The organism is Pseudanabaena sp. FACHB-2040 (assembly GCF_014696715.1).
Lineage (GTDB): Bacteria > Cyanobacteriota > Cyanobacteriia > Phormidesmidales > Phormidesmidaceae > JACVSF01.
Window position 1 is genome coordinate 140885 of sequence record NZ_JACJQO010000015.1, and the last position, 19488, is coordinate 160372.

Genomic DNA, 19488 nt, shown 5'->3' on the forward strand with positions numbered 1-19488 from the left:
CTCAGCTTTATTGAGCAGCCCATCTTACGAGGCTTTGATGGGCACGCTTTGCTTTGCCCATCTGCGGGGCTCACCTTCCTGCTTTCCTCGCGTCTTCCCCTTTCTGCGTTTCTCGCTTAATTCCCTCTGCCCTAGCCACTGCTCCACAGCCTGAGCTGCCATCGGTGGCGCAAACAAAAATCCCTGGCCAAACTCGCAGCCCAGTTCTCGCAGCCCCTCTAGATCGACGGAGGTTCCGATGCCTTCGGCAACGACATCCATACCTAGGCTGTGGGCCAGGGTTACGATCATCTGCACGGTTTCGCTGAAGCTACTAGGCACTTAATCACTACAGGAGCCTGGTCAGCTTCCCTTAGAGCACGGAAAACAAGGGTTTTGGAGCCACTGTACAGTTGTTTCAGCGAGCGATAGCCAACAATGCTGGGCAGGAGATCCACAACCTATTTACCGAAATATAGAGCTCTGAGTCTAAAGCCTCTGGTGCCAATATACCTACTGATAGGATCAATCGCTGGAAGCAATTTGTAGAGTTTGGTCAAGCTGATGAGAACAGTCGCTAAAAATAAATTGTAGAGTTTTGGTCAAGTTGGGGAAAAGACCGTACTGCTGGGCCAGCGTTCGTTTCCTTAGCTGAAACCAGGGCATAGCAAAGGTTTTCAGCTAAAGCTAGGTGGGTATGGCTAGATACGTCCGTAGACCGACTCCGTAGATCTGCTGAGACCCTCTAAGTAGCTTCCACAGATTCCCGTAGAACAACGGTTTAGTCAACTTGCCTCTCGTCTGACAATGGGCATATCGCCTAAACCACTAGCCCCCGGAACCCAAGATGCCTGCCCTAACTTCTTCCCAAACCAAGCCCATTGAACTGCTCGTTGCTTACCACCAAAATCCTTCAATTGCCCTGCGTAATCAGCTAGTGCGGATGAATGTAGGTCTCGTACGCAAGGTCGTCCATCGGCTCAGCCAACAGTGCACCGAATCGTTTGAAGACCTAGAGCAAGTCGGCTACCTTGGCCTAATCAACGCAATTGAGCGTTTCGACCCTAAGCAGGGCAACGCTTTTAGTTCCTTTGCCGTACCCTATATCCGGGGCGAGATTCTGCACTATTTGCGCGATCGCAGCGGCACCGTCAAAATTCCTCGGCGCTGGCAAGACCTGCAGCGGGCCGCCAAGCGGGTACGCGATACCCTCACCCAAGAACTGGGCCGCCTGCCTAAAGATGACGAAATTGCTTTGGAGTTGGGCGTTACCATTGCCGAGTGGCAGCAGGTGAAGCTGGCCAACAGCAACCGCTCACTGCTCAGCCTTGATGCTGCTGTTAGCAGTGGTGGAGAAGAGACCGGTACGACCCTGGGCGACCTCTTACCCAACCCTCAGGCTCAAAAACTCATGAGCTGGGAAGAAGACCGGGCACAGCTACAGCAGGCCCTGAATCAGCTTGAAGAAAAGACTCGCACGATTGTGGAGCAGGTTTACCTGAACGACGTGCCGCGCAAACAGGTAGCCGAGCAAATGGGCATTAGCTCTATGACAGTAGCCCGCCGTCTGCAGCGAGGCGTAGAGCAGCTAACCGTATTTCTCAATCAGCCCATCACCTCTAAGGGTTAGACCTAATAGGCTCAAAGCCGTAACCAATTATTCGAAGCTGGTGAGATTCCAGTACTCGTCTTCACTCACTAAGCCCGCTGTCAGCCAGTCATTCGCCAGATTAATCAAAGCTGCAATAGCAATCTCGCGATCAACAAACTGGCAGGCAGCGGCATGAGCGGATTGCCAGTCAGGATAAACCTCGGCATCATTCATGAAATCGGGCAGGTCAGGCGCGTAGCACTCAAAGGAAAATACCTGCTCATCGGCAACGATCTTAATCTGCCAACCGTGATGAGCGATGCGAGGAGAAGTGGTGGTTAACATAGCCGAGGTTCCTACAGAGATTTTTGAAATCAAAAGAGCAGGTAAGGTGTCCGGCTCTCTTGATTTGATTATTCCCAGGAAGTTCCCCGTAATAACACTGAGAATCTGCTGACAGATTTTTCAGGTTTGCAAATAGAGATTGCTTTGTAACTATCGGGTCAACGGGACGCTAGCGCACCTCAAAGTCTCGGGGCCGCTTTTCACCAGCAGCACGAGGCTGTCGGGGCGTAATCTTTTTACGAGGCCGCACATCTGATACGTCGATTTGCTCGGGCTCTCGGGCTTCTAGGAAGAAGACGCGGCGACCATCGGTAATGCGGTAGAGCGTAGAGCACTGGCAAAGCCAGCCCTGAGCCTCTAGCTGGGCAGCCCGCTGATCCCTGGCCTCACGAGCCTGGGTAGGTTCTTCCCAATCCGTCTCTACAAAGGTTTCTTGAATCAGGGGCATGGAAGTTGACGAGCCTCACAAAAATGGCGTTTGTTCAGTTTAAGCGTTTGGGTTAATTTCGGGGCAATTTCGACCCAGAGCGAAGATCAGATCTGAGGTCGCGCTCCTTCACATACCAGCAGTCAGGAAAACAGCTCCCGGATCAGTGCATTCCGCCGCTCCTGGATATTTACAGTGGAACTAGCTGTGTCTTTATAGCGCAGCAGAACTGCTGTAGCTCGATTTAAGTAGCTATCGAGGTGGCCATTGTACCGCTTTTGCCAGGCCAGTAGAGTTTTGAGGGTGGCGTTTTGGCTGGGGTAATAGGGGTTTTGCAAGCGACTTAAGATATTTTCGATATCTGCGGCTAGGGGTGCTTGCTCGGCGGGCGATACACAGGAGAGGCGCAGCACCATGCAGGCAGCTGCAAAGATTTTGCCCAGATCGGCGATCTCGGTGACTCGGCGGGGGTAGAGGTCGCGAATAGATTCGACTTCGGGCGGTGAGTAAACCTGGGCCTGGCTGTCTCTAGTCAGCGGGCGGGTAATGCGGTAGATGCGCTCTCCGTCTTGTTTGCTCTTGTGAATTTCGCCGCCTTCTTCGGCAATCGCCCAGGCCATGTTGAGCAGGCGCATGGCGTGCCACAGCTTTGCATCCCAGTCGAGCGGTTCTGTCGCTGCTGTCTCAACGGCCTCAAATTCCTCAGCCTCATCGCTACAGAGCATATATAGACCCCGCGCAAAAAACAGATAGCAGGCGTTGGTGCCAAACAGGTAAATGTTGCGGGTGGGGTGGTTGGGCGATAGCTTGGGCAGCTGGTCGGGTGCGATCGCAAGCAGCCCCATATCCAGCACCAAAAAGTTGCGGGTAGACTGCAGTGCCTGCTGGTACTGCTCACCTCGGGCCTCGTAAATGGCAGGAATTTTTTCGATCCAGTAAGGGCCGAACCGATCCAAGTCTTCTTTGGGCAGCCCGCTCTTTTCTTTGATTTGGTAGTAGCACTGCCGCCCAGTTTCGGCATAGCTAATCAGAGCATGATCGCGTAGCTGTCGGGCCCAGTTCAAGCATTTCTCAGGAGAAAGCCTCCCTTCTCGGCCCATCAGCCCATCTAGATTGAGGTTTTCGGGGCTGGTGTAGGCCGCCATTAGATGAAACCAGCACTGCATCGCGGCATAGCAGGCATAGATTTCGCTGTTACCGTCGGCGGCAGCGTAGAGTCGAGCTTTTTCGGCCAGATAGAGCCGCCCCCAGTGAACCGAGGCTTCTGTGCGCTGCTGTCCGGCAAAGCGTTCTGTGGGCAGAGCGCCCCGACTGGGCGGCACCAGCCGGGGGAAAAACAGCAGTAGCTTGGCCCGCAAAAAAGCAATGCGGCCCAGCAAATCGTAGTGGGGGTGAAACGTGCCTTGAGACACTTCGTTAATCACTACGTATTTACGCAACCGAATGCTGATGTGCTGTTGCGCCTGGTCGAGCGCCTGCCAGGCCCGCTGCACTAATTCTGCCCGGTTTAGGTCGGGTTGGCAGCGGGGAGGGAGATAGCGGAGTTTGCGATCTTGTGTGTCGTATAGGTAATAGTAGTTGGCCAGACAGATCAGGTAGCGAACAATCAGCTCACCCGAAAACACTTCAAACGAGGGCTCGGCCTGGGTGAGCTCCAAGCCCTGATCGACAAACTCATCGAGCACCTGCAGTCGCTGCAGGTAACGGTGGGCAGTTCGGTAGATGCCCTCAGAGAGCAGCGCCTCGACAATGGAAAGACAGGCATCAAAGTAGACGTAGGGATCGCTCTTTTTTAGCGGTGTGTTTCCGGAGCTGGGGGGCAAGATCTGCCGCCCAATCATGCCAATCATCGCTAGGGAAGAAAAAGGATAGCCCCGAAAATAAGACCAAGCCTGCTGCAGCGCCATCAGGCGTTCGGTGCGGTGGCACAGGTGCTCTACATACTTGCTCGGTAATACGCCCGCATTGCGAATTGCCTGCAGCCGGGCCTGCAGCGCTGCCTGGGCCTGAGCCAAGAGAAAATCAAAGCCGCAATAGTCGCCATGGCCAATCGGGTCGGAAAAGGCAAAGGCTTCGTAGGAGCCAAGCTGGGTGCGATCGCACGCCTGCAGCGTCTCCGCTACCGTCTTTTTATGACACAGCTTTACCAGGCTATGGGCCCACACTGGCGACGCCACATTGTCGCGAATAATAGCCTGAGTTGAGGTAACGTCGTGGGCTATTGAAAAGTACTCGCGCAGGCAGGGAATATCCTGCAGCAACGCCCGATTGATCACTTTAATCACGTGGGAGAGCGCCCCACCAATGCCGGTGCTGCTGAGGGAAAAATCAATGCGGCGGCGATTTTGGCTAGTCAGTCCCTGAAAGATCTCGCTAACTGCAGGCTGGTAACCCTCCGGCACCTTGACATAAAACTCCGCCGTCACCAGCGTTGCCTCCTGAGAGGCCAGTTCATAGTCCCCTGGCCCCGGCAAATCAGGCCCGCCGGGCTGATCAAGCAGCCGCAGAGCCGGGTGCAGCAGAGGCGGGTATGGCCCGGCCTGTTTGAGTACGTCTAACTCCCGATCAGCAAAGGGCAGCGGCCCAGAGGCAGTGAGGGTAATCCGCTTTAGATAGATGGGAAACTGATCGGTCAAGCGCTCGTTGGCTACCACGCTCTGGGCCAGCTTTGCCACAAAGGCAGGCTGCAAATACTGGCGAACGTAGGAATCGACAATCGTACTGTCCATCACCGAGTTTTGCTGATTGCCGCTGCGGGCCAGCAGGCGGCGAATTTCCCGCTTGGCCTTGAGAGTCAAGTTCTCCACGGTCTTGCTGCGGCTGGGAAAACGGCTTTCGTCCTGCCCCTTAGTGGTGCGATTAGGGAGATAATCCAACGCCTGTTCCACTGTTCGCGTGATCAGCTCATCCGCTGCCAGCAGAGTATTGAGGGTAGGTTCGGCCTTAGTAAAGTCCAGCCCAATCGCTGCTTTGTAAACCCGCAAAAGCATCTCATAGTTTTCTAGGCCCCCCACCGTTTGCAGAATTAGCAGGGCTCGCTGGAGTAAAGTGAGCCCGTCTCCAGCCGGAAGATTTAGCTGCTGCCGTTCGGTTGGGGTGAGGTCGATCAGCTTGTAGAGGACGGTCAGCACATCCTCTGCGGTCAATACTCGGGTGTAGGGTTCTTCCCAGCCCTGGTAGTCATCTGCCAAATGACGGCGCAGATCAACTAGCCTTTCAACGATAGCTCCAGTCGTGGTGCGGCCCAAACTACCCAGTTTTTTTTCTTTTTCTTCCCAAGGAATTTCTTCCTGAAGCAGCAGGCTAATCGTCTTACGCAGCTCCTTATTGCCTAAGCGCAAGCCAATACCCTGAGCGTTAGGAGACTCATGAACTTTTTGCTTGATAGCTAAGCAGGCAGCCAAAAAATAGTAGAGCCGGCTGATGCGTTGAGAGTCGGCGTGATTGTCTGAGGGCATCGACTGCACACTAGAAGTTTTTGTTTCTGGAAGATTTCCCCTATCAGATTGAATCCCTCTTGAGCTGAAATTCCCACGTTCAACCCACTTATGTAGTATCACAAGTCACAAAACGCTTGTTTTAGCTGCTATTCGTCTCTTTGGATACTAAATTCCTGGGTTGTTTTGCCCCATAGTGGAGCCAAGGTGGTGCGAGGAGATGACCACAGTGCTTCTAGGCAGAATACGACAGGCCTATAACGATAAAGCCAGGGAACCCTGCAGTGGTCGCCGCGAGTTCCCTGGACCGCATCACCGGAAGCGATGTTCCAATGACTCTCAGCAGCTTATCCCACCAGAGAGGGATTTTCTTTAAGGAGAAACGTCTCTTTATAGCTTGCTAACATACCTAAGAGCCATTGTGAACAGCACCTTTCGGTTCCCGTATCCACATCTGGAACCTCAAGGAGAACGAACATGGTTATGAATTCGCTCGAACCGCATCACCCTCACCATCCCCACCATCTGGAGTGCCCCGACTGCGGACGGCACACGGTAGTTACTCAAGGGGAAAGCCGCTATGTCTGCCTCAACTGCAGTTGGCGGCGCGACATCGACGATCAGTGGGGCGCTGGCTTCATTCCGATCACCGCTTTAGCAGGGCTGCTGCTTTTGCTGCTTTTATAAAGGGCATGAGGTATGAAGTCAAGTAGGGCGGGCAATGCCCGCTCTATGCGCGCGAGCTATTTCTAGCAGGGCTAGTTAAGCTCAGCCCAACCGCTCTAGAGCGGCTGCAACAACGGCCCTCGCGCTTCTCAAAACAAGCCATAATCAAGGCTGTCATTCAAGCCTTGAGCATGCCTCGCCAGCCCTCTCTTCTGCCAGATGAAAATTACAGCGCCTTTTTAAGCGATCTGAAAGGACGGATTCGAGCCGCTCAGGTAAAGGCGGCTCTGGCAGTCAACACAGAGCTAATCCAGCTTTACTGGCAGATTGGCTCTGAGATTTTACGCAAACAGGAGCAGGAGGGCTGGGGCGCAAAAATCATCGATCGGTTGGCCGGCGATCTAAAACGGGAGTTTCCTGATATCAAAGGCTTTTCCCGCTCAAACCTGAAGTACATGCGGGCTTTTGCAGAGGCTTACCCAGAGGGGCAAATTGGCCAGCAGGTTGCTGGCCAAATTCCCTGGTTCCACAACTGCATGATTTTGGACAAGGTTAAAGACCCTCAAGCCAGGCTCTGGTATATCCAAAAAACCATCGAAAACGGCTGGAGCCGAAACACTTTGGTGATGCAGATCGAGAGCAGCCTTTACCAACGTCAAGGTGGGGCAGTGACTAACTTCGATCGCACGCTTCCTACCCCTCAGTCTGATCTGGCCCAGCAGCTGATCAAAGACCCGTATAACTTCGACTTTTTATCGCTGGGCGCAGACGCTCAGGAGCGCGACTTAGAAAAAGCCCTAGTTGAGCGCATTAAAGATTTCCTGCTGGAGTTGGGCGTGGGGTTTGCTTTTGTGGGCAGCCAGTATCGCCTAGAGGTCGAGGGCGACGAATACTGGATTGACCTGCTGTTTTACCACCTCAAGCTGCGCTGCTACATCGTAATTGACCTGAAGGTGACTGAGTTTAAGCCGGAATACACCGGCAAAATGAATTTTTATGTGTCGGCAGTCGATGATCTGCTGCGCCACCGCGATGACCAACCCACAATTGGGATTGTTTTGTGCCGCTCGAAGAAGAAGACCGTGGCTGAATATGCCCTCCGCAACGTCAGCACCCCAATAGCGGTTTCAACACATCAGTTGCCGGAGCAGCTAAAGGCAAACCTGCCGAGCATTGAACAGCTTGAAAGGGAGGTCAATGCCGCCATAGCTGATTTAGCAAGCGACTCGGAGGTGGGGTAGGGTTGGGTGCGATCGCACTTCCAACCAGATAAAGTGTAGTTCTCTATTTCAAGCTGTTAGCTGTTAGCTGCTTGTTATTAATTGTTCATATTTTTAATAACTAATGACTTACAACGGTAATCAGTTGTCAATAAAAACTTAAAGGTTTGTCAGTAAAGTTGTCATTTGTTACACATATCGGCTGGTAAAAGCTCTCTGTTCCTTTAGAAACAAGCTCAGCCATCTAGATAAATAAATCGTTAATCGTTAATAAGTCTATATCATTTGGTGGCATCCGCTCCCGAAAAAAGCTAGGCTATAAGCACGCCAAGGCAAAAAACCAATCATGATCATAGCCGGTGGAGCATCCATGATAGGAAAATTACCTTGTTTTCTATTTGACTAGTCAGGAACAGCGGCAACACTGCAAAGGCTTTATACATAATTCAAAGAGTAATCCAGCTCACGGTTTTTAACCGATGTGTAATTTTACACACCAACCTTGATCACTGGTAAAGAAGGAAGGTCCTTGGCAAACAGTCAACACCCTAGAACTATTGAAGAGTTTGAGCAGCGGCTAAGATCAAGATCAGAGGGCAAGAAGCTTGCATCTCATTATGCAATGGGGATCGCTAAGTCAAAATTCACCTATCGGGAAAAGCAGCGGTTAATTAATCGGCTTTTGATAGACGGCGTGATTGACGAGACTTTTCTTGATCAGGTGTTACTCTGCGAAGACATTTGTGCTCGGCTCGATCGATGCCGTGAAAGGCGAGAGCACAACCTGTTTGAGTATATTAAAGCCCTAGAAGCGCCTGGGAAAGCCGTGCTAGAACCCATCAGAGACAAAGATTGTCTTATGGAAAGCAGACTGTGTGAAAAGCACGGGGCAGTGGTTACTCAAGTGCTCTCTGCTGATCCATTTACGGCTGACAAAGACTTGACCATTTTGTTTTCCTATGAGGGGGTTTCTGCTGACAGCAAAAGCTGGCGAGAGCTAAAGCTACACTTCATTCTGACCAACAAGGATGGCGACATTGTTGAAGCCCTTGTTAAAGAGGTGAGGTCTCTCATAGAGTTGATTAAAACAATTCACTCTATAGATAGCATTGAGGAAACAGGCTAAGTCCATAAGATACAACAGTTCCCCCCGATCGCGACGGATCGGGGGGAATTGCTTCAAAGGAGCGCTTTAACCCCTAAAGACTAATAGACAAACCTATGTTTGAATCTACTTGTCTAAGGGATTGTTTACAGAGGGCTTACCCTTTGTCTTGACATCGAGCTCTTCCCGACGCACTGTCTCATTAGACTTGACGACGTCTTGATCGACTTCCTTACGAACCTGAACGCTTTCGCGAACAAAGGTTTCCTTATGAATGTCAGGTGTCTCTTCGTACACCTCAACACGCTCGACTTCGCCTGACTTAAAAGTAGCAGCGTTGGGATCAACTGCTTGCTGATTGCCTGGAGTCCGCTCGATAACTACCCGCTCTTTTTCGAGGGGAATAGCAACCTGAGCTGTCTCTGTCTCGACTCGCTTGCCAATAGCAACTTCGCCTGTCTTCTGGCGTTGCTTATTGGTGACCAGTCGCTCTTCATAGAGCTTCAGGCTCTGGTGATTGGTATCGCTCATGTTGTACAGAGCGGGCTCTTGATCGTAGCTATAGGACTTGCGATCAAAAGCCTTGCCAGGAGTAGCCGCTGCTGCCGCTGCAGTTGCTGCGGTTCCTGTGGCTGCTGTAGTCGCTGTCGTCGAGGTACCTGCCGTAGGCCGATAAATGCCTCGTACCTGCTCCTCGTAGTCGTCATCAATCTTTTGCAGACTGTCGTCTACATCAGGCAGATGCTCTACCTGCTCTTTGGTCAGGCTTCTTGCGTTTACTCGCTTACCTGTGTAGTCAATTTGAGCCAGTCCAATAGGCATCAAGACTTTCTTACCAAAAACCCAAAAACCCGTATCTACAATCAGATAACGGATACGGCCTTGCATTTCGTCAACGAGAATATCGCTGACTGTGCCGACTTTGTCTTCGCCTTGAGCGTAGACATCAAAATTTTTGATGTCGCCCTGATCATCATTTAGAATATCGCTGTGATCAGCGTAAAAATCTTTCAGTTTAACTAGCGCCATGCTGTTTTCCTTTTAACTTCGAACGTTACATCCATTATTAGAGAATATGCGCTCTGGCGTATCTTGCTAGGGAAGTAATCATGGAATAGATTTCTGTCAGCCATCCCACCCAATTGACAGAGCAGTCCCTAGAACGAGGCTTATCCCCACGAGGGCATCTTCACGTTTAGTTCAACGCTTTTCAAGTCATAAATTCAAGTTTTGCAATTGCTCAGTTCCTTCCCCTATTCACTTACCTAAATTGCGCCTGAAAAGCTTGCAATAGCTTGATCAAAGCCCAATAACAAGCTCAGCCATAATCAGAGTTTAATTGTTATTTAGATTACGTTCTCCGCAAATAAAAGGGTACCTATTGAGGCAGTTCTTTTGATCGATTTGACAATCCTTTATGGCACCCATTGACTATTTTATTTTGACTGTAATAGCTTCTTTTTTAGTCGAACCGTTGATGCTTGACGTGGCAAAAATACACAAAACTCTTCCCCCTGCCTAAGGTTATATGTCTCAAGAAATAGTCCTCCCGACCCTTAAATCAGCAAGGCTAGCGCTTCACCCACTGCCAATCTGTCATCTGCACCCTCTTTGTGGGCATTTTGGAACGGGACAAGCTAATCTGGCAATATTGCTAGCGCCCCTCTATGTCTGTCTATGAGCGATCCCGAACTCCAGGCCAGGCTTAAACGATTGGCCGCCGAGGTTGAGCAAGAAACCTTTGCCCATCGATCCACCAAAGCCCCTCTAGAGCAGCCGCCTAAGGGCCAGGCCACCGCTTCTGCTCAAAACAGAGGAATGCTCGCTCGCTGGAAAAACAATGCCCTGTTGCCGGTGCAGATTTTAGCGATTTCCTGGGCTCAGGAGATTGTAGACCAGGTGTTTTTTCAGGGGCGGTGGAACCTGCCGGTACATCCTCGTGCACTTGAGGGCATTCCAGGAATTTTTCTATCGGCGTTTTCCCACGGTGGGTTTGGTCACCTGATCGGCAACAGTGTTGGCTTTCTCCTATTTAGCTGGTTGATTTTGGCCAAGAGCAGGCGCGACTTTTGGATTACTTTTTGCATTGGCTGGCTAGGCGGCGGCTTTGTGACCTGGCTGCTGGGCCCGCAGAGCGCCCACGGCCTGAGCGGAGTGATCTATACCCTATTCGGCTATCTCCTAGTGATCGGCTGGTTAGAGAAGCGCATTGTTCCGCTACTCATTTCAGTCTTCGTTTTGGTTAACTACAGTGCCTTCATCTGGGGCATCTTCCCCACTCACCCTATGGTGGCTTGGTGGGGGCACCTCTTTGGGTTTGTCTTGGGTATCTTTGCAGCTTATGGAGTTTACCGAGAGCCTGCTCCTAAAGCTTAAGCAGTTGCCTTTGCCTGTCTGCAGAAAAGTCCCCACCTTTTAGGTAGGGACTGGGTTCACGTGCAATTTGCGTCGGGACGCAAACGTTAAATTATTCTCACCAAGCAAAGTTAATAGAGTATTAACGGCTTCTTGATACTGAGGCGCTGCCAAGCAGGGACAGACCCGAGAGGGTTTGCTACACTGCAACGGCACGCTTTCTTCAATTAAAGTTGATGATAAAAACAGTTCAAAACTCACCAACAAAAGTTGTTTTGGGTTTCAAGGCCCTGTCTGACCCAATCCGAATTGGAGTTTTGGAGCTTTTGCGGGAGCAGGAGCTGTGTGTCTGCGACCTGTGTGAGCAGCTAGATGTAGCTCAATCTAAACTCTCTTTTCATCTCAAGATTCTTAAAGAAGCGGGGCTGATTAGAGGGCGACAAGAAAGCCGCTGGGTCTATTACAGCTTGAATCTGCCTGAGTTTGTCGTGTTAGAGCAGTACCTAGCAGAGTTTCGTCGCTTCAGCCCAATTTTGCCTGCCCGCGCCTGCTCAGACGGCAGTAACTCAAGATAAATTGAGGTAGCGATTTCTGACTCGGGATGCCTGACTCTTGACAAATCAATTTTTTTTGAAATGATGTAAGGGTCAGAATCGCAACCCGGCCAATGAGTATCAATCAAACTGAGATCAATCCAAAAGCTTTTCAGGCTGGCGGACAGCTCAACTTCTTCGAGCGCTATCTGACGCTCTGGGTGTTTCTCTGCATTATTGTGGGAATTTTGCTGGGGCGCTTATTTCCTGGCATAGCCGTCGCGCTAGATGCGATGAGCCTTTATCAGGTGTCGATCCCGATCGCCATCTGCCTCTTTTTTATGATGTATCCGATCATGGTCAAGATTGACTTTGGTCAAGCCAAGCGGGCCGCTCAGGCTCCTCGACCCGTCGTGCTGACGCTGGTTGTGAACTGGGTGATTAAGCCGTTTACGATGGTGGCCTTTGCTCAGTTTTTCCTGGGCTGGCTGTTTAGGCCGCTGATTGAGGGTACGGAGTTGATTCGGGGAGCGCAGGTAGGCCTAGCTGATTCTTACATTGCTGGCACAATTTTGCTGGGCATCGCGCCCTGTACGGCAATGGTGTTGATGTGGGGCTATCTGTCTTTTAGCAATCAGGGACACACCCTGGTAATGGTGGCGATTAACTCGTTGGCGATGCTGTTTCTCTATGCACCTCTAGGGCGCTGGCTGCTGGCAGCTAACAACCTGGCAGTGCCTTGGGAAACAATTGTGCTGTCGGTGCTGGTCTATGTGGGTCTGCCGCTGCTGGCTGGGGCGGTGTCGCGCAGCTGGATTTTGCAGAACAAGGGCCGGGCCTGGTTTGAGGACGTGTTTTTGAAGTATCTCAGCCCGGTAGCGGTGGTGGCGCTGCTGCTGACCCTGGTGCTGCTGTTCGCCTTTAAGGGTGATCTGATTGTGGAGAACCCGCTGCACATTCTGCTGATCGCGGTGCCCCTGTTTATCCAGACCAACTTTATTTTTTTGATTTCTTACCTCGCTGCTCAAAAACTGGGCATGGTCTACGAAGATGCTGCCCCAGCAGCGCTGATTGGGGCTAGCAACCACTTTGAGGTTGCGATCGCAACCGCTGTTACCCTCTTTGGCCTTAACTCTGGCGCTGCCCTAGCCACAGTTGTCGGCGTGCTGATCGAAGTCCCTGTCATGCTGATGCTGGTCGAGGTTTGCAAGCGCACTGCTTTTTGGTTTCCCCGCGAGCCGGAGAAGGCGACGCTGCGGGATCCGCGCTGTACGAAGCCGTTGGGGTAGAAGGTAAAGGGTGAAGGTTGAAGGGGTAGGAGGGGGGCCAGGAGTTAGGAATAGACAGCCTACGTAATCAAGGAGAACTCCACTATGAAGCGTGTCATGTTTGTGTGCCGGAAGAATTCGGCTCGTTCTCAGATGGCGGAGGGGTTTGCAAAGACCTTGGGCGCTGGAAAGATTGCTGTCACCAGTTCGGGGCTGGAGGCTAGCCAGGTGCGGTCAGAAGCGATCGCAACGATGAGAGAGGTCGGCATCGATATTAGTGATCAGACTTCGAATGCGCTGAGTGAGTTTAGCCCTGAGGACTTTGATGCAGTGATCTCGCTCTGTGGCTGTGGGGTTAACCTGCCGCCGGAGTGGGTAGTGCGGGAGGTGTTTGAGGACTGGCAGCTAGACGACCCGGCAGAACAGCCCGAGATTTTTCCCCGCGTGCGCGATGAGGTCAAGGAGCGGGTTGAGGTGCTGATTGCTAAGCTAAGCCCAGAACCCGCTGCCATCTAAAGATTTTCCGATGTAGGAAAGCTGCTGATGGGTTGGCAGACAGCCCACTCAGCTCAACTTTAGACCAGGGCGAGAACTGTTAAATCAGGGTCAGGCGGTAGTCTTCGAAAGTTGCCTCAAAGCCGTTGCCCTCTGGAGAGGCGCACATGATACCCACCTGAAGCTCGCTGGGATGCGCTAGATAGGCCAGCCTAAATGGGGTGTAGCCAGACACGGCATTATTCCAGTAGGCAAGGTGGATTGCCTCTTTACGACGCTCTACCCGAAGCTGGAGAAAGGCGGGGGGATCGGTTAGGGGCGTCATAGACCAGTCTGAGTAATCGTGGGTGACGACGGCACTCAGGTTTTGCACGCCCTCTACATATTCAATGCCGGTTTTGATCCAGTGCTTCTCATCGGCGCGGATCATTAGACCGGTCTGGTCGTAGAGGTCTTGATACTGGCCCCGAATTTTGACTTCGGCGATAAAGTCTGAGGCGGTGGTTTCAAAGAAGAAATGGCCGCTGTCGCGAATAAAGCCGTAGTGGGTGATGCGCCAAAAGTCTGTTTTAGGCGCGGTGGTCACGTTGATTTGATTACCGGCTTGGGACCATTGGGCCGGTTCATTGAACCATTGCATAGCGGTAGATTTTCCTGTCATATTCCTTGCTATAGGGTGATTATGAGCTTAGCCGCCCGTCTTCAATATGCAGAGTGCGGTCGGCAATGTCGAGAATGCGGGTGTCGTGGGTGACGAGCAGAACAGTGCAGTGCTGCTGATGGGCGAGCTGCTGAATCAGATTGACCACGTCGCGCCCTGAATGGCTGTCGAGAGAGGCTGTGGGTTCGTCGGCCAGCACAATTTTAGGAGCCGTGACTAGGGCACGTGCGATCGCAACTCGCTGCTTTTGGCCGCCTGAGAGCTGGTCGGGGTACTTGTGACTATGATCGCCTAGGCCAACAGTGGTGAGAATAGCTTGCGATCGCTGCCGTCGTTCGTGCCGAGATACGCCATGCAGCTTCAGCGCCATGCCCACGTTTTCCGCCGCCGTCAGACAGTCCAACAGGTTGTGAGACTGAAAGATAAAGCCAATCTGGTTACGCAGCCGCACGAGTTGACGCTTTCGTGCGCCTCTAAGTTCTTGGCCTAGGATCTGCAGGCTGCCCTCTTGCACTGAGCGCAAAGCGCCCATAAGAGTGAGCAGCGTTGTCTTGCCGCTGCCCGATGGCCCGGTCAGCAGCACAATCTCGCTGGGGTGAAGCGCCAGGCTAATGTCGGTCAGCACTGGGCGGCGGAGGGTGCCTTTGCCGAAGGTGTGGTGCAGGTTTTGGATGGTGACGGTGGGGGGCATGGGGGAGTGGGGGAGTGGGGGAGTGTTAGAAGACGTCGGCGGGGTCGGCGGAGCGGAGGCGGCGCATTGCGATCGCGCCTGAGACGTTGCACATGAGCAGGGTGAGCAGGAAGACTTGCAGGGCGACGGTGCTGCGCATGACTAGGGGGATGCGGGTGAGGATGGTCAGGATTTGGTAGAGGCCGAGGGAGGTGAGGTAACCGGGGATAAAGCCGAGGATGGCCAGGAAAATGGCTTCTAGGAGGACGACTCGCAGCAGGGCGCTGTCGCTATAGCCCATGGCTTTGAGGGTGGCGTATTCGGGTAGGTGGTCGCTGATGTCGGTGTAGAGCACCTGATAGACAATCACGATGCCGACGACAAAGCCGACGATGCCGCCGAAGCGAAAGATAATGCCGATGGGGTCGCTGGCTGTGAACTGGCGTTCTTTGCCAATGAGTTCATCTAGGGTGAGGATACTGATGCTGTCGGGCAGGTGGGCTTGCAGCTGAGTCTGTACGGTTGCGGGGTCGCTGCCCGGTTCTAGGGTGAGCACGCCTAGGGTGACCTGCTGCAGGGTAGTGGGGCCAAACCATTGGGTGTAGTTCCAGTCGCTCATTACGACGGTGCCTTTTTCGACGACGGTGCTGCCCAGGCTAAACAGGCCGACAACTTGAACTTGGCGGTTCGCCATCAGGGTCTGCACCTCTCCCGAAGTGGCCAAAAGCTGAGGAACATCGCCCAGAGAAGGCTGCGAGAGACGGTCAAAGAGCACATTGCTGGCCCCGCTGAGGCGATTGAGCTGACTGTCTACTTCAGGCAGGTTGAGCACAGGCTGAGTCGGGTTAAAGGCAATTACGCGCACTTGATTACCAAAGAGATCGCTTGGGCTTTCACCCTCAGGGGCCTGCTCAAGCTGGGCTGGGTTAGTCCAGTTGACTGTGTTCATGTAGAGGGGGGCTGCGATCGCAACTCCGTCCACTGCATTTGCCTGAATCAGGTGCGCCCGAGGGAAGGGAACCGGCAACCGTAGACTAGGACTAAACGAAGACACTAAAAACAAATCTCCCCGCAGGTTTTCGTGCAGGGTAGTGGCCCCTTCAGAGATCAGTGACTCTAGCCCCATCATGGTGAACATGAGAATGTTGGCAAAGCTGACTCCAGTAATGGCAACCGCAAGGCGCACTTTTTGATGGGAGAGCTGCGCCCAGGAGAGGGGCTTGTCGAAGGGGAGTTTGGGAAGGGGCATGGGTGGATGGGTGGATGGGTGGGGGGAAGGCAAGACGCCTGAGGAGACGCGTGACGAGATTTTGAGCTTGGTCACGCTGTAGAGCGGCTATGGGCGGGCGCTGGTGACTTGGGTATTGGCGTCGATGGCGACCCGTACCTGCATACCAGTCAGGGCGGCAACCTGCTGGCTAGCGGCTGGATCGAGGCGAATTTTGACGGTGACAACGCGAGCATTGACGTCTTGGGTAGGGTCGGTTGAGGTTTCACCAAAGCTGGCGGTGCCGATTTGCAGACCCACCTGATCGACGGTGCCTTTGAGGTCGGAGTCGATGCCGCCATATTCGCTGGTGACAGTGACGCTCTGGCCCAAGCGCACTTTACGGATGTCGGTTTCGTAGATTTCGGCGATCACCATCATCTGGCTAGTCTGGGCCAGTTCGACAATGCCTTGCTGGGTGTTGACCTGTTCCCCGATCTGGGTATTGATTTTAAGGATTTGTCCAGCAACAGGAGCCCGCACCAGCACGTCATCAAGGTCGGCTTGCCGCTGGGCTACCTGGGTCTGAGACTGCTGGAGCTGGGCTTGTGCGATCGCAATATCCTCTGGACGCACCTGCCGCAGTTCGACTAGCCGAGCCTGTTCTTCAACGAGTTGCGCTCTTAGGGTGGTTTCGGTTTCATTAAGTTCGGCCTGCCTTTGGGTTAGGTCAGCTTGAGCCGTGTCGTAGTCACGCTGGGCGATATCTAGCTCGGAGCGGCTGATTGCGCCGACGGCTTCTAGCTGCCGGTAGCGCTGGTACTCTAGCTGAGAAGTTTGTAGGGTGGCTTGCGATCGCGCCACAGCTGCCCGCCGCTGCTCCGCTTGGGTCAGAAGCTGCGCCTCCAGACGGTCAATCCTGGCCTGTTGCGCCTCTAGGCTAGAAAGCTGGCTGCCTTTTTGGGTTTTGGTCAGCTCTGCCTGCCGCTGCTCTACCAAGGCACGAGCCGCCTGAAGTTCGGCTCGGCGGCGATCAGCCCCTTGCAGCACCGCAATTACTTGGCCTGCCTCGACTTGGTCACCTTCTGCAACGCGGATCTCATTAACTCGGCTATCCGCTGCATTAGGCACCGACACCCGAATCACTTCACCCTGCGGCTCAATCCGCCCTAAGGCAACCACCGAATTAGCCTCAACAACGACCGGGGCAGCCACTTCTTCGGTTTGGGAAAAGGGCAGCGCACATCCGGCAGACAGTGTGAGGATAGCAGCCGTTGCTGCGGCGCGTAGTGTTATCTGCTGAATCATGGGTCTTTGGGGAAGCTCGACCTTACGAAGGTATGCCAGTCGCACCTGCGTTCCCCACCTGCAGTTGGCTGCCATCTGGGGGAACTTGCCCTCACCCAACTGGGTGAGCCTGCTCGTAGGATGTAGCGCTTTAGGCGATTTCGCTACTTTGAATGGGTCCCCCGGCAGCTTGCCCCGAGCCATGCGAGGTTCTGATGTCAAAGCCTTACACTCCCCAACTTATCGCGGGCAACTGCCTGGGTTTCTTGGCAGTTTGGATAGTGGCTCTGCTAGGGCTAATCGAGATTCGCCAGCAGTCAGTCTTGGCGGCAAAACCAACCTGTAACTGTCCTTTACATGCTTATCTCTGGAAAAAGGTAGCTCTGCAGTGAAGCTGAAGTGTTAGAAAACCCCCAACCTTCAACTAAAATCTTTGACGAAATCTATGGCCCCCCTACAACAGCCCATATTTGTCGGTAAAGTTCTTGGCCTTGCTCTAAGCCTTGTGTGCGCCCCCGCCCTGTTAATAGGTCGGCCTGTCCATAGCCCTGGAGGGTCAGCATTACAGCAGCTATCAGCCAATGCCCTTGCCCAAACCAGCCAGCGCTACCAAAGCAGCCCTACAGCCCAACAAGACTTTGACGAAGACGCTGGGCTAGAGCAGCCAGAAAACATTAGAACTGCCCTTTTTCAAGCCGTCTACATCAATCGGGCAGGCAACTTATTGGGCACGTTTGTCAATGTGCCTGGAGGAAAGATTAAGGTTTACGCCAGCGGCCAAATTGAGATCGAAGCACGAGACTACACAACCGAAGTAACCTATTACAACAATGGTCGCCTACGGACGGTTGGCAATTCTCGGTTGACCTATTTCAACGATGGCCGCATTCGCAGCATTGGTAGGATCAGCTTTAGCTACTATGGCAACGGGCGGCTTAGAACTTTAGGCGGCTTGCGGTTTGATTATTTCAATAACGGTCGGCTGCGAGACATCGATAATGTGTTTTTTGAATACAGCAGCGATGGCGTGATCAAGCGCATCAGCACCAGCCAAACTAACAGCGGCATTCGCGTTATCGTCGTGGATTAGGTGCACAGCTACGCGAAGCCGCACCCCTGACGCTATGCATTCTGCTTGTGTCTAATCCTTTTTTGTAGGTTGGTGTCAAGCTTGCGTTACCCAACAAACCCTCGAACTAAAATGGGAGTGTTCAGACTTTTGTGTAAATTCCGATTTTTGAAACGAGAGAGCAAGGGTTTGAGCCCAGCTATCCCCAACTTTCTGAACACTCCCACTAAAATCTTTGACAAAACCTATGGTCCCCCTACAACAGCCCATATTTGTCGGTAAAGTTCTTGGCCTTGCTCTAAGCCTTCTGTGTGCCCCTGCCCTGCTAGCAGATGGATCTCATAGCCGTGTAGGGTCAGCCTTACAGCAGCTATCGACCAATGCTCTTGCCCAGACCAGCCAGCGCGACCAGAACAGCCCTCCAGCCCGACAAGACTTTGACGAAGACGCTGGGCTAGAGCAGCCAGAAGACATTAGAACTGCCCTTTTTCAGGCCGTCTACGTCAATCGGGCGGGCGATGTGCTGGGCACGTTTGTTAATGTGCCTGGAGCGAAGATTAAGGTGTATGCCAGCGGCCAAATTGAGTTCGAAGCACGAGACTACACAACCGAAGTGACCTATTACGACAATGGTCGTCCACGGGTGATTGGCAATTCTCGGTTGACCTATTACAACGATGGCAGCATTCGCAGCATTGGTGGAATCAACTTTAGCTACTACAACAATAGTCGGCTCAGAAACCTGGGCAGCTTGCGGTTCGTTTATTTCAATAGCGGTCGGCTGCAAAACATTGATAATGTGTCTTTTGAATACGACAGTGATGGCGTGCTTAAGCGCATCAGCGCCAGCCAAACCAGCAGCGGCATTCGCGTTATCGTCGTGGACTAAGTGCGTGGGAACAACGCACTTTTAACCGTGAAAGTGGGTTAATCCTCTTCTAGTTCAAAGTCTGCTTTGGTTGCACCGCAGGTGGGGCATACCCAATCTTCTGGGATCTCCTCAAAGGGAGTGCCGGGCACAATGCCGCTATCTGGGTCGCCTTCTGCTGGGTTGTATACATAACTGCAGATGGTGCATACGTAGCGCTGCATAAGTTTAAGCTCTATACAAGTTAATGCAGCTCATCTTAGGTTCGAGTACTATGGCTGACATCGACCGTAGGTAAGGCCAGT

20 protein-coding genes are annotated in these 19488 nt (G+C 52.8%); 10 read left to right on the forward strand and 10 right to left on the reverse strand.

Going from position 1 to position 19488, the window contains the following annotated elements:
- Positions 1 to 24: 24 nt before the first annotated feature.
- On the reverse strand, positions 25 to 291 hold the full coding sequence (locus H6G13_RS17965) for an EAL domain-containing protein (RefSeq protein WP_190485396.1): 267 nt from the start codon (positions 289 to 291) through the stop codon (positions 25 to 27).
- A 535-nt stretch (positions 292 to 826) separates the two neighbouring features.
- Here H6G13_RS17965 and H6G13_RS17970 point away from each other — a divergent pair.
- Complete coding sequence (locus H6G13_RS17970; protein WP_190485289.1) at positions 827 to 1609, forward strand: RNA polymerase sigma factor SigF; 783 nt, start codon at positions 827 to 829, stop codon at positions 1607 to 1609.
- A 27-nt stretch (positions 1610 to 1636) separates the two neighbouring features.
- On the opposite strand, the gene H6G13_RS17975 is transcribed toward H6G13_RS17970, so the two are convergent.
- The 3 genes from H6G13_RS17975 to H6G13_RS17985 form a co-directional block, all read right to left on the reverse strand.
- Entirely contained in the window at positions 1637 to 1915 is a 279-nt protein-coding gene (locus tag H6G13_RS17975; RefSeq protein WP_190485291.1) for a hypothetical protein, read from the reverse strand.
- A 169-nt stretch (positions 1916 to 2084) separates the two neighbouring features.
- The gene (locus tag H6G13_RS17980; protein ID WP_190485293.1) at positions 2085 to 2363 is read right to left on the reverse strand and encodes a hypothetical protein; all 279 of its coding nucleotides are present in this window, start codon (positions 2361 to 2363) and stop codon (positions 2085 to 2087) included.
- A gap of 122 nt (positions 2364 to 2485) precedes the next feature.
- Entirely contained in the window at positions 2486 to 5800 is a 3315-nt protein-coding gene (locus H6G13_RS17985; RefSeq protein ID WP_190485295.1) for a hypothetical protein, read from the reverse strand.
- 456 nt (positions 5801 to 6256) lie between these two features.
- Here H6G13_RS17985 and H6G13_RS17990 point away from each other — a divergent pair, with 456 nt between their 5' ends.
- The 3 genes from H6G13_RS17990 to H6G13_RS18000 all read left to right on the forward strand — a co-directional run bounded on the left by H6G13_RS17990 (position 6257) and on the right by H6G13_RS18000 (position 8791).
- On the forward strand, positions 6257 to 6466 hold the full coding sequence (locus H6G13_RS17990; protein ID WP_190485297.1) for a hypothetical protein: 210 nt from the start codon (positions 6257 to 6259) through the stop codon (positions 6464 to 6466).
- Between the two features lie 170 nt (positions 6467 to 6636).
- Complete coding sequence (locus H6G13_RS17995; RefSeq protein ID WP_190485306.1) at positions 6637 to 7686, forward strand: PDDEXK nuclease domain-containing protein; 1050 nt, start codon at positions 6637 to 6639, stop codon at positions 7684 to 7686.
- Positions 7687 to 8167: 481 nt separating this feature from the next.
- Positions 8168 to 8791 carry a hypothetical protein gene (locus H6G13_RS18000; RefSeq protein WP_190485308.1) on the forward strand — a complete coding sequence of 208 codons (624 nt, stop codon included), beginning with the start codon at positions 8168 to 8170 and terminating at the stop codon, positions 8789 to 8791.
- Positions 8792 to 8896: 105 nt separating this feature from the next.
- Here the strand turns inward: H6G13_RS18000 and H6G13_RS18005 are convergent, their stop codons facing one another.
- A complete protein-coding gene (locus H6G13_RS18005) occupies positions 8897 to 9799 on the reverse strand; it encodes a DUF2382 domain-containing protein (RefSeq protein WP_190485310.1) in 903 nt (300 codons plus the stop codon).
- 648 nt (positions 9800 to 10447) lie between these two features.
- On the opposite strand from H6G13_RS18005, the gene H6G13_RS18010 reads away from it, so the two are divergent.
- The 4 genes from H6G13_RS18010 to arsC all read left to right on the forward strand — a co-directional run bounded on the left by H6G13_RS18010 (position 10448) and on the right by arsC (position 13442).
- Positions 10448 to 11146 carry a rhomboid family intramembrane serine protease gene (locus tag H6G13_RS18010; RefSeq protein ID WP_190485312.1) on the forward strand — a complete coding sequence of 233 codons (699 nt, stop codon included), beginning with the start codon at positions 10448 to 10450 and terminating at the stop codon, positions 11144 to 11146.
- A gap of 215 nt (positions 11147 to 11361) precedes the next feature.
- The gene (locus H6G13_RS18015; RefSeq protein ID WP_190485314.1) at positions 11362 to 11700 is read left to right on the forward strand and encodes a metalloregulator ArsR/SmtB family transcription factor; all 339 of its coding nucleotides are present in this window, start codon (positions 11362 to 11364) and stop codon (positions 11698 to 11700) included.
- Between the two features lie 92 nt (positions 11701 to 11792).
- Entirely contained in the window at positions 11793 to 12947 is a 1155-nt protein-coding gene (arsB, locus tag H6G13_RS18020; RefSeq protein WP_190485316.1) for an ACR3 family arsenite efflux transporter, read from the forward strand.
- 84 nt (positions 12948 to 13031) lie between these two features.
- On the forward strand, positions 13032 to 13442 hold the full coding sequence (gene arsC / locus H6G13_RS18025; protein WP_190485318.1) for an arsenate reductase, glutathione/glutaredoxin type: 411 nt from the start codon (positions 13032 to 13034) through the stop codon (positions 13440 to 13442).
- Positions 13443 to 13521: 79 nt separating this feature from the next.
- On the opposite strand, the gene H6G13_RS18030 is transcribed toward arsC, so the two are convergent.
- From H6G13_RS18030 to H6G13_RS18045, 4 genes are all read right to left on the reverse strand, one after another.
- Entirely contained in the window at positions 13522 to 14061 is a 540-nt protein-coding gene (locus H6G13_RS18030) for a DUF1349 domain-containing protein (RefSeq protein WP_190485397.1), read from the reverse strand.
- Positions 14062 to 14101: 40 nt separating this feature from the next.
- Positions 14102 to 14773 carry an ATP-binding cassette domain-containing protein gene (locus tag H6G13_RS18035; RefSeq protein WP_190485320.1) on the reverse strand — a complete coding sequence of 224 codons (672 nt, stop codon included), beginning with the start codon at positions 14771 to 14773 and terminating at the stop codon, positions 14102 to 14104.
- A gap of 25 nt (positions 14774 to 14798) precedes the next feature.
- On the reverse strand, positions 14799 to 16001 hold the full coding sequence (gene devC / locus H6G13_RS18040; protein ID WP_190485322.1) for an ABC transporter permease DevC: 1203 nt from the start codon (positions 15999 to 16001) through the stop codon (positions 14799 to 14801).
- 87 nt (positions 16002 to 16088) lie between these two features.
- Complete coding sequence (locus tag H6G13_RS18045; protein ID WP_199305987.1) at positions 16089 to 17267, reverse strand: HlyD family efflux transporter periplasmic adaptor subunit; 1179 nt, start codon at positions 17265 to 17267, stop codon at positions 16089 to 16091.
- A gap of 424 nt (positions 17268 to 17691) precedes the next feature.
- Between H6G13_RS18045 and H6G13_RS18050 the strand changes: the two genes are divergently transcribed.
- Complete coding sequence (locus tag H6G13_RS18050; RefSeq protein ID WP_190485324.1) at positions 17692 to 18336, forward strand: hypothetical protein; 645 nt, start codon at positions 17692 to 17694, stop codon at positions 18334 to 18336.
- Positions 18337 to 18562: 226 nt separating this feature from the next.
- Positions 18563 to 19204 carry a hypothetical protein gene (locus H6G13_RS18055; protein WP_190485326.1) on the forward strand — a complete coding sequence of 214 codons (642 nt, stop codon included), beginning with the start codon at positions 18563 to 18565 and terminating at the stop codon, positions 19202 to 19204.
- Between the two features lie 38 nt (positions 19205 to 19242).
- Here the strand turns inward: H6G13_RS18055 and rd are convergent, their stop codons facing one another.
- Positions 19243 to 19407, reverse strand: coding sequence for a rubredoxin (gene rd / locus H6G13_RS18060; RefSeq protein WP_190485328.1), 165 nt, complete (start codon positions 19405 to 19407; stop codon positions 19243 to 19245).
- Positions 19408 to 19488 lie beyond the last annotated feature (81 nt).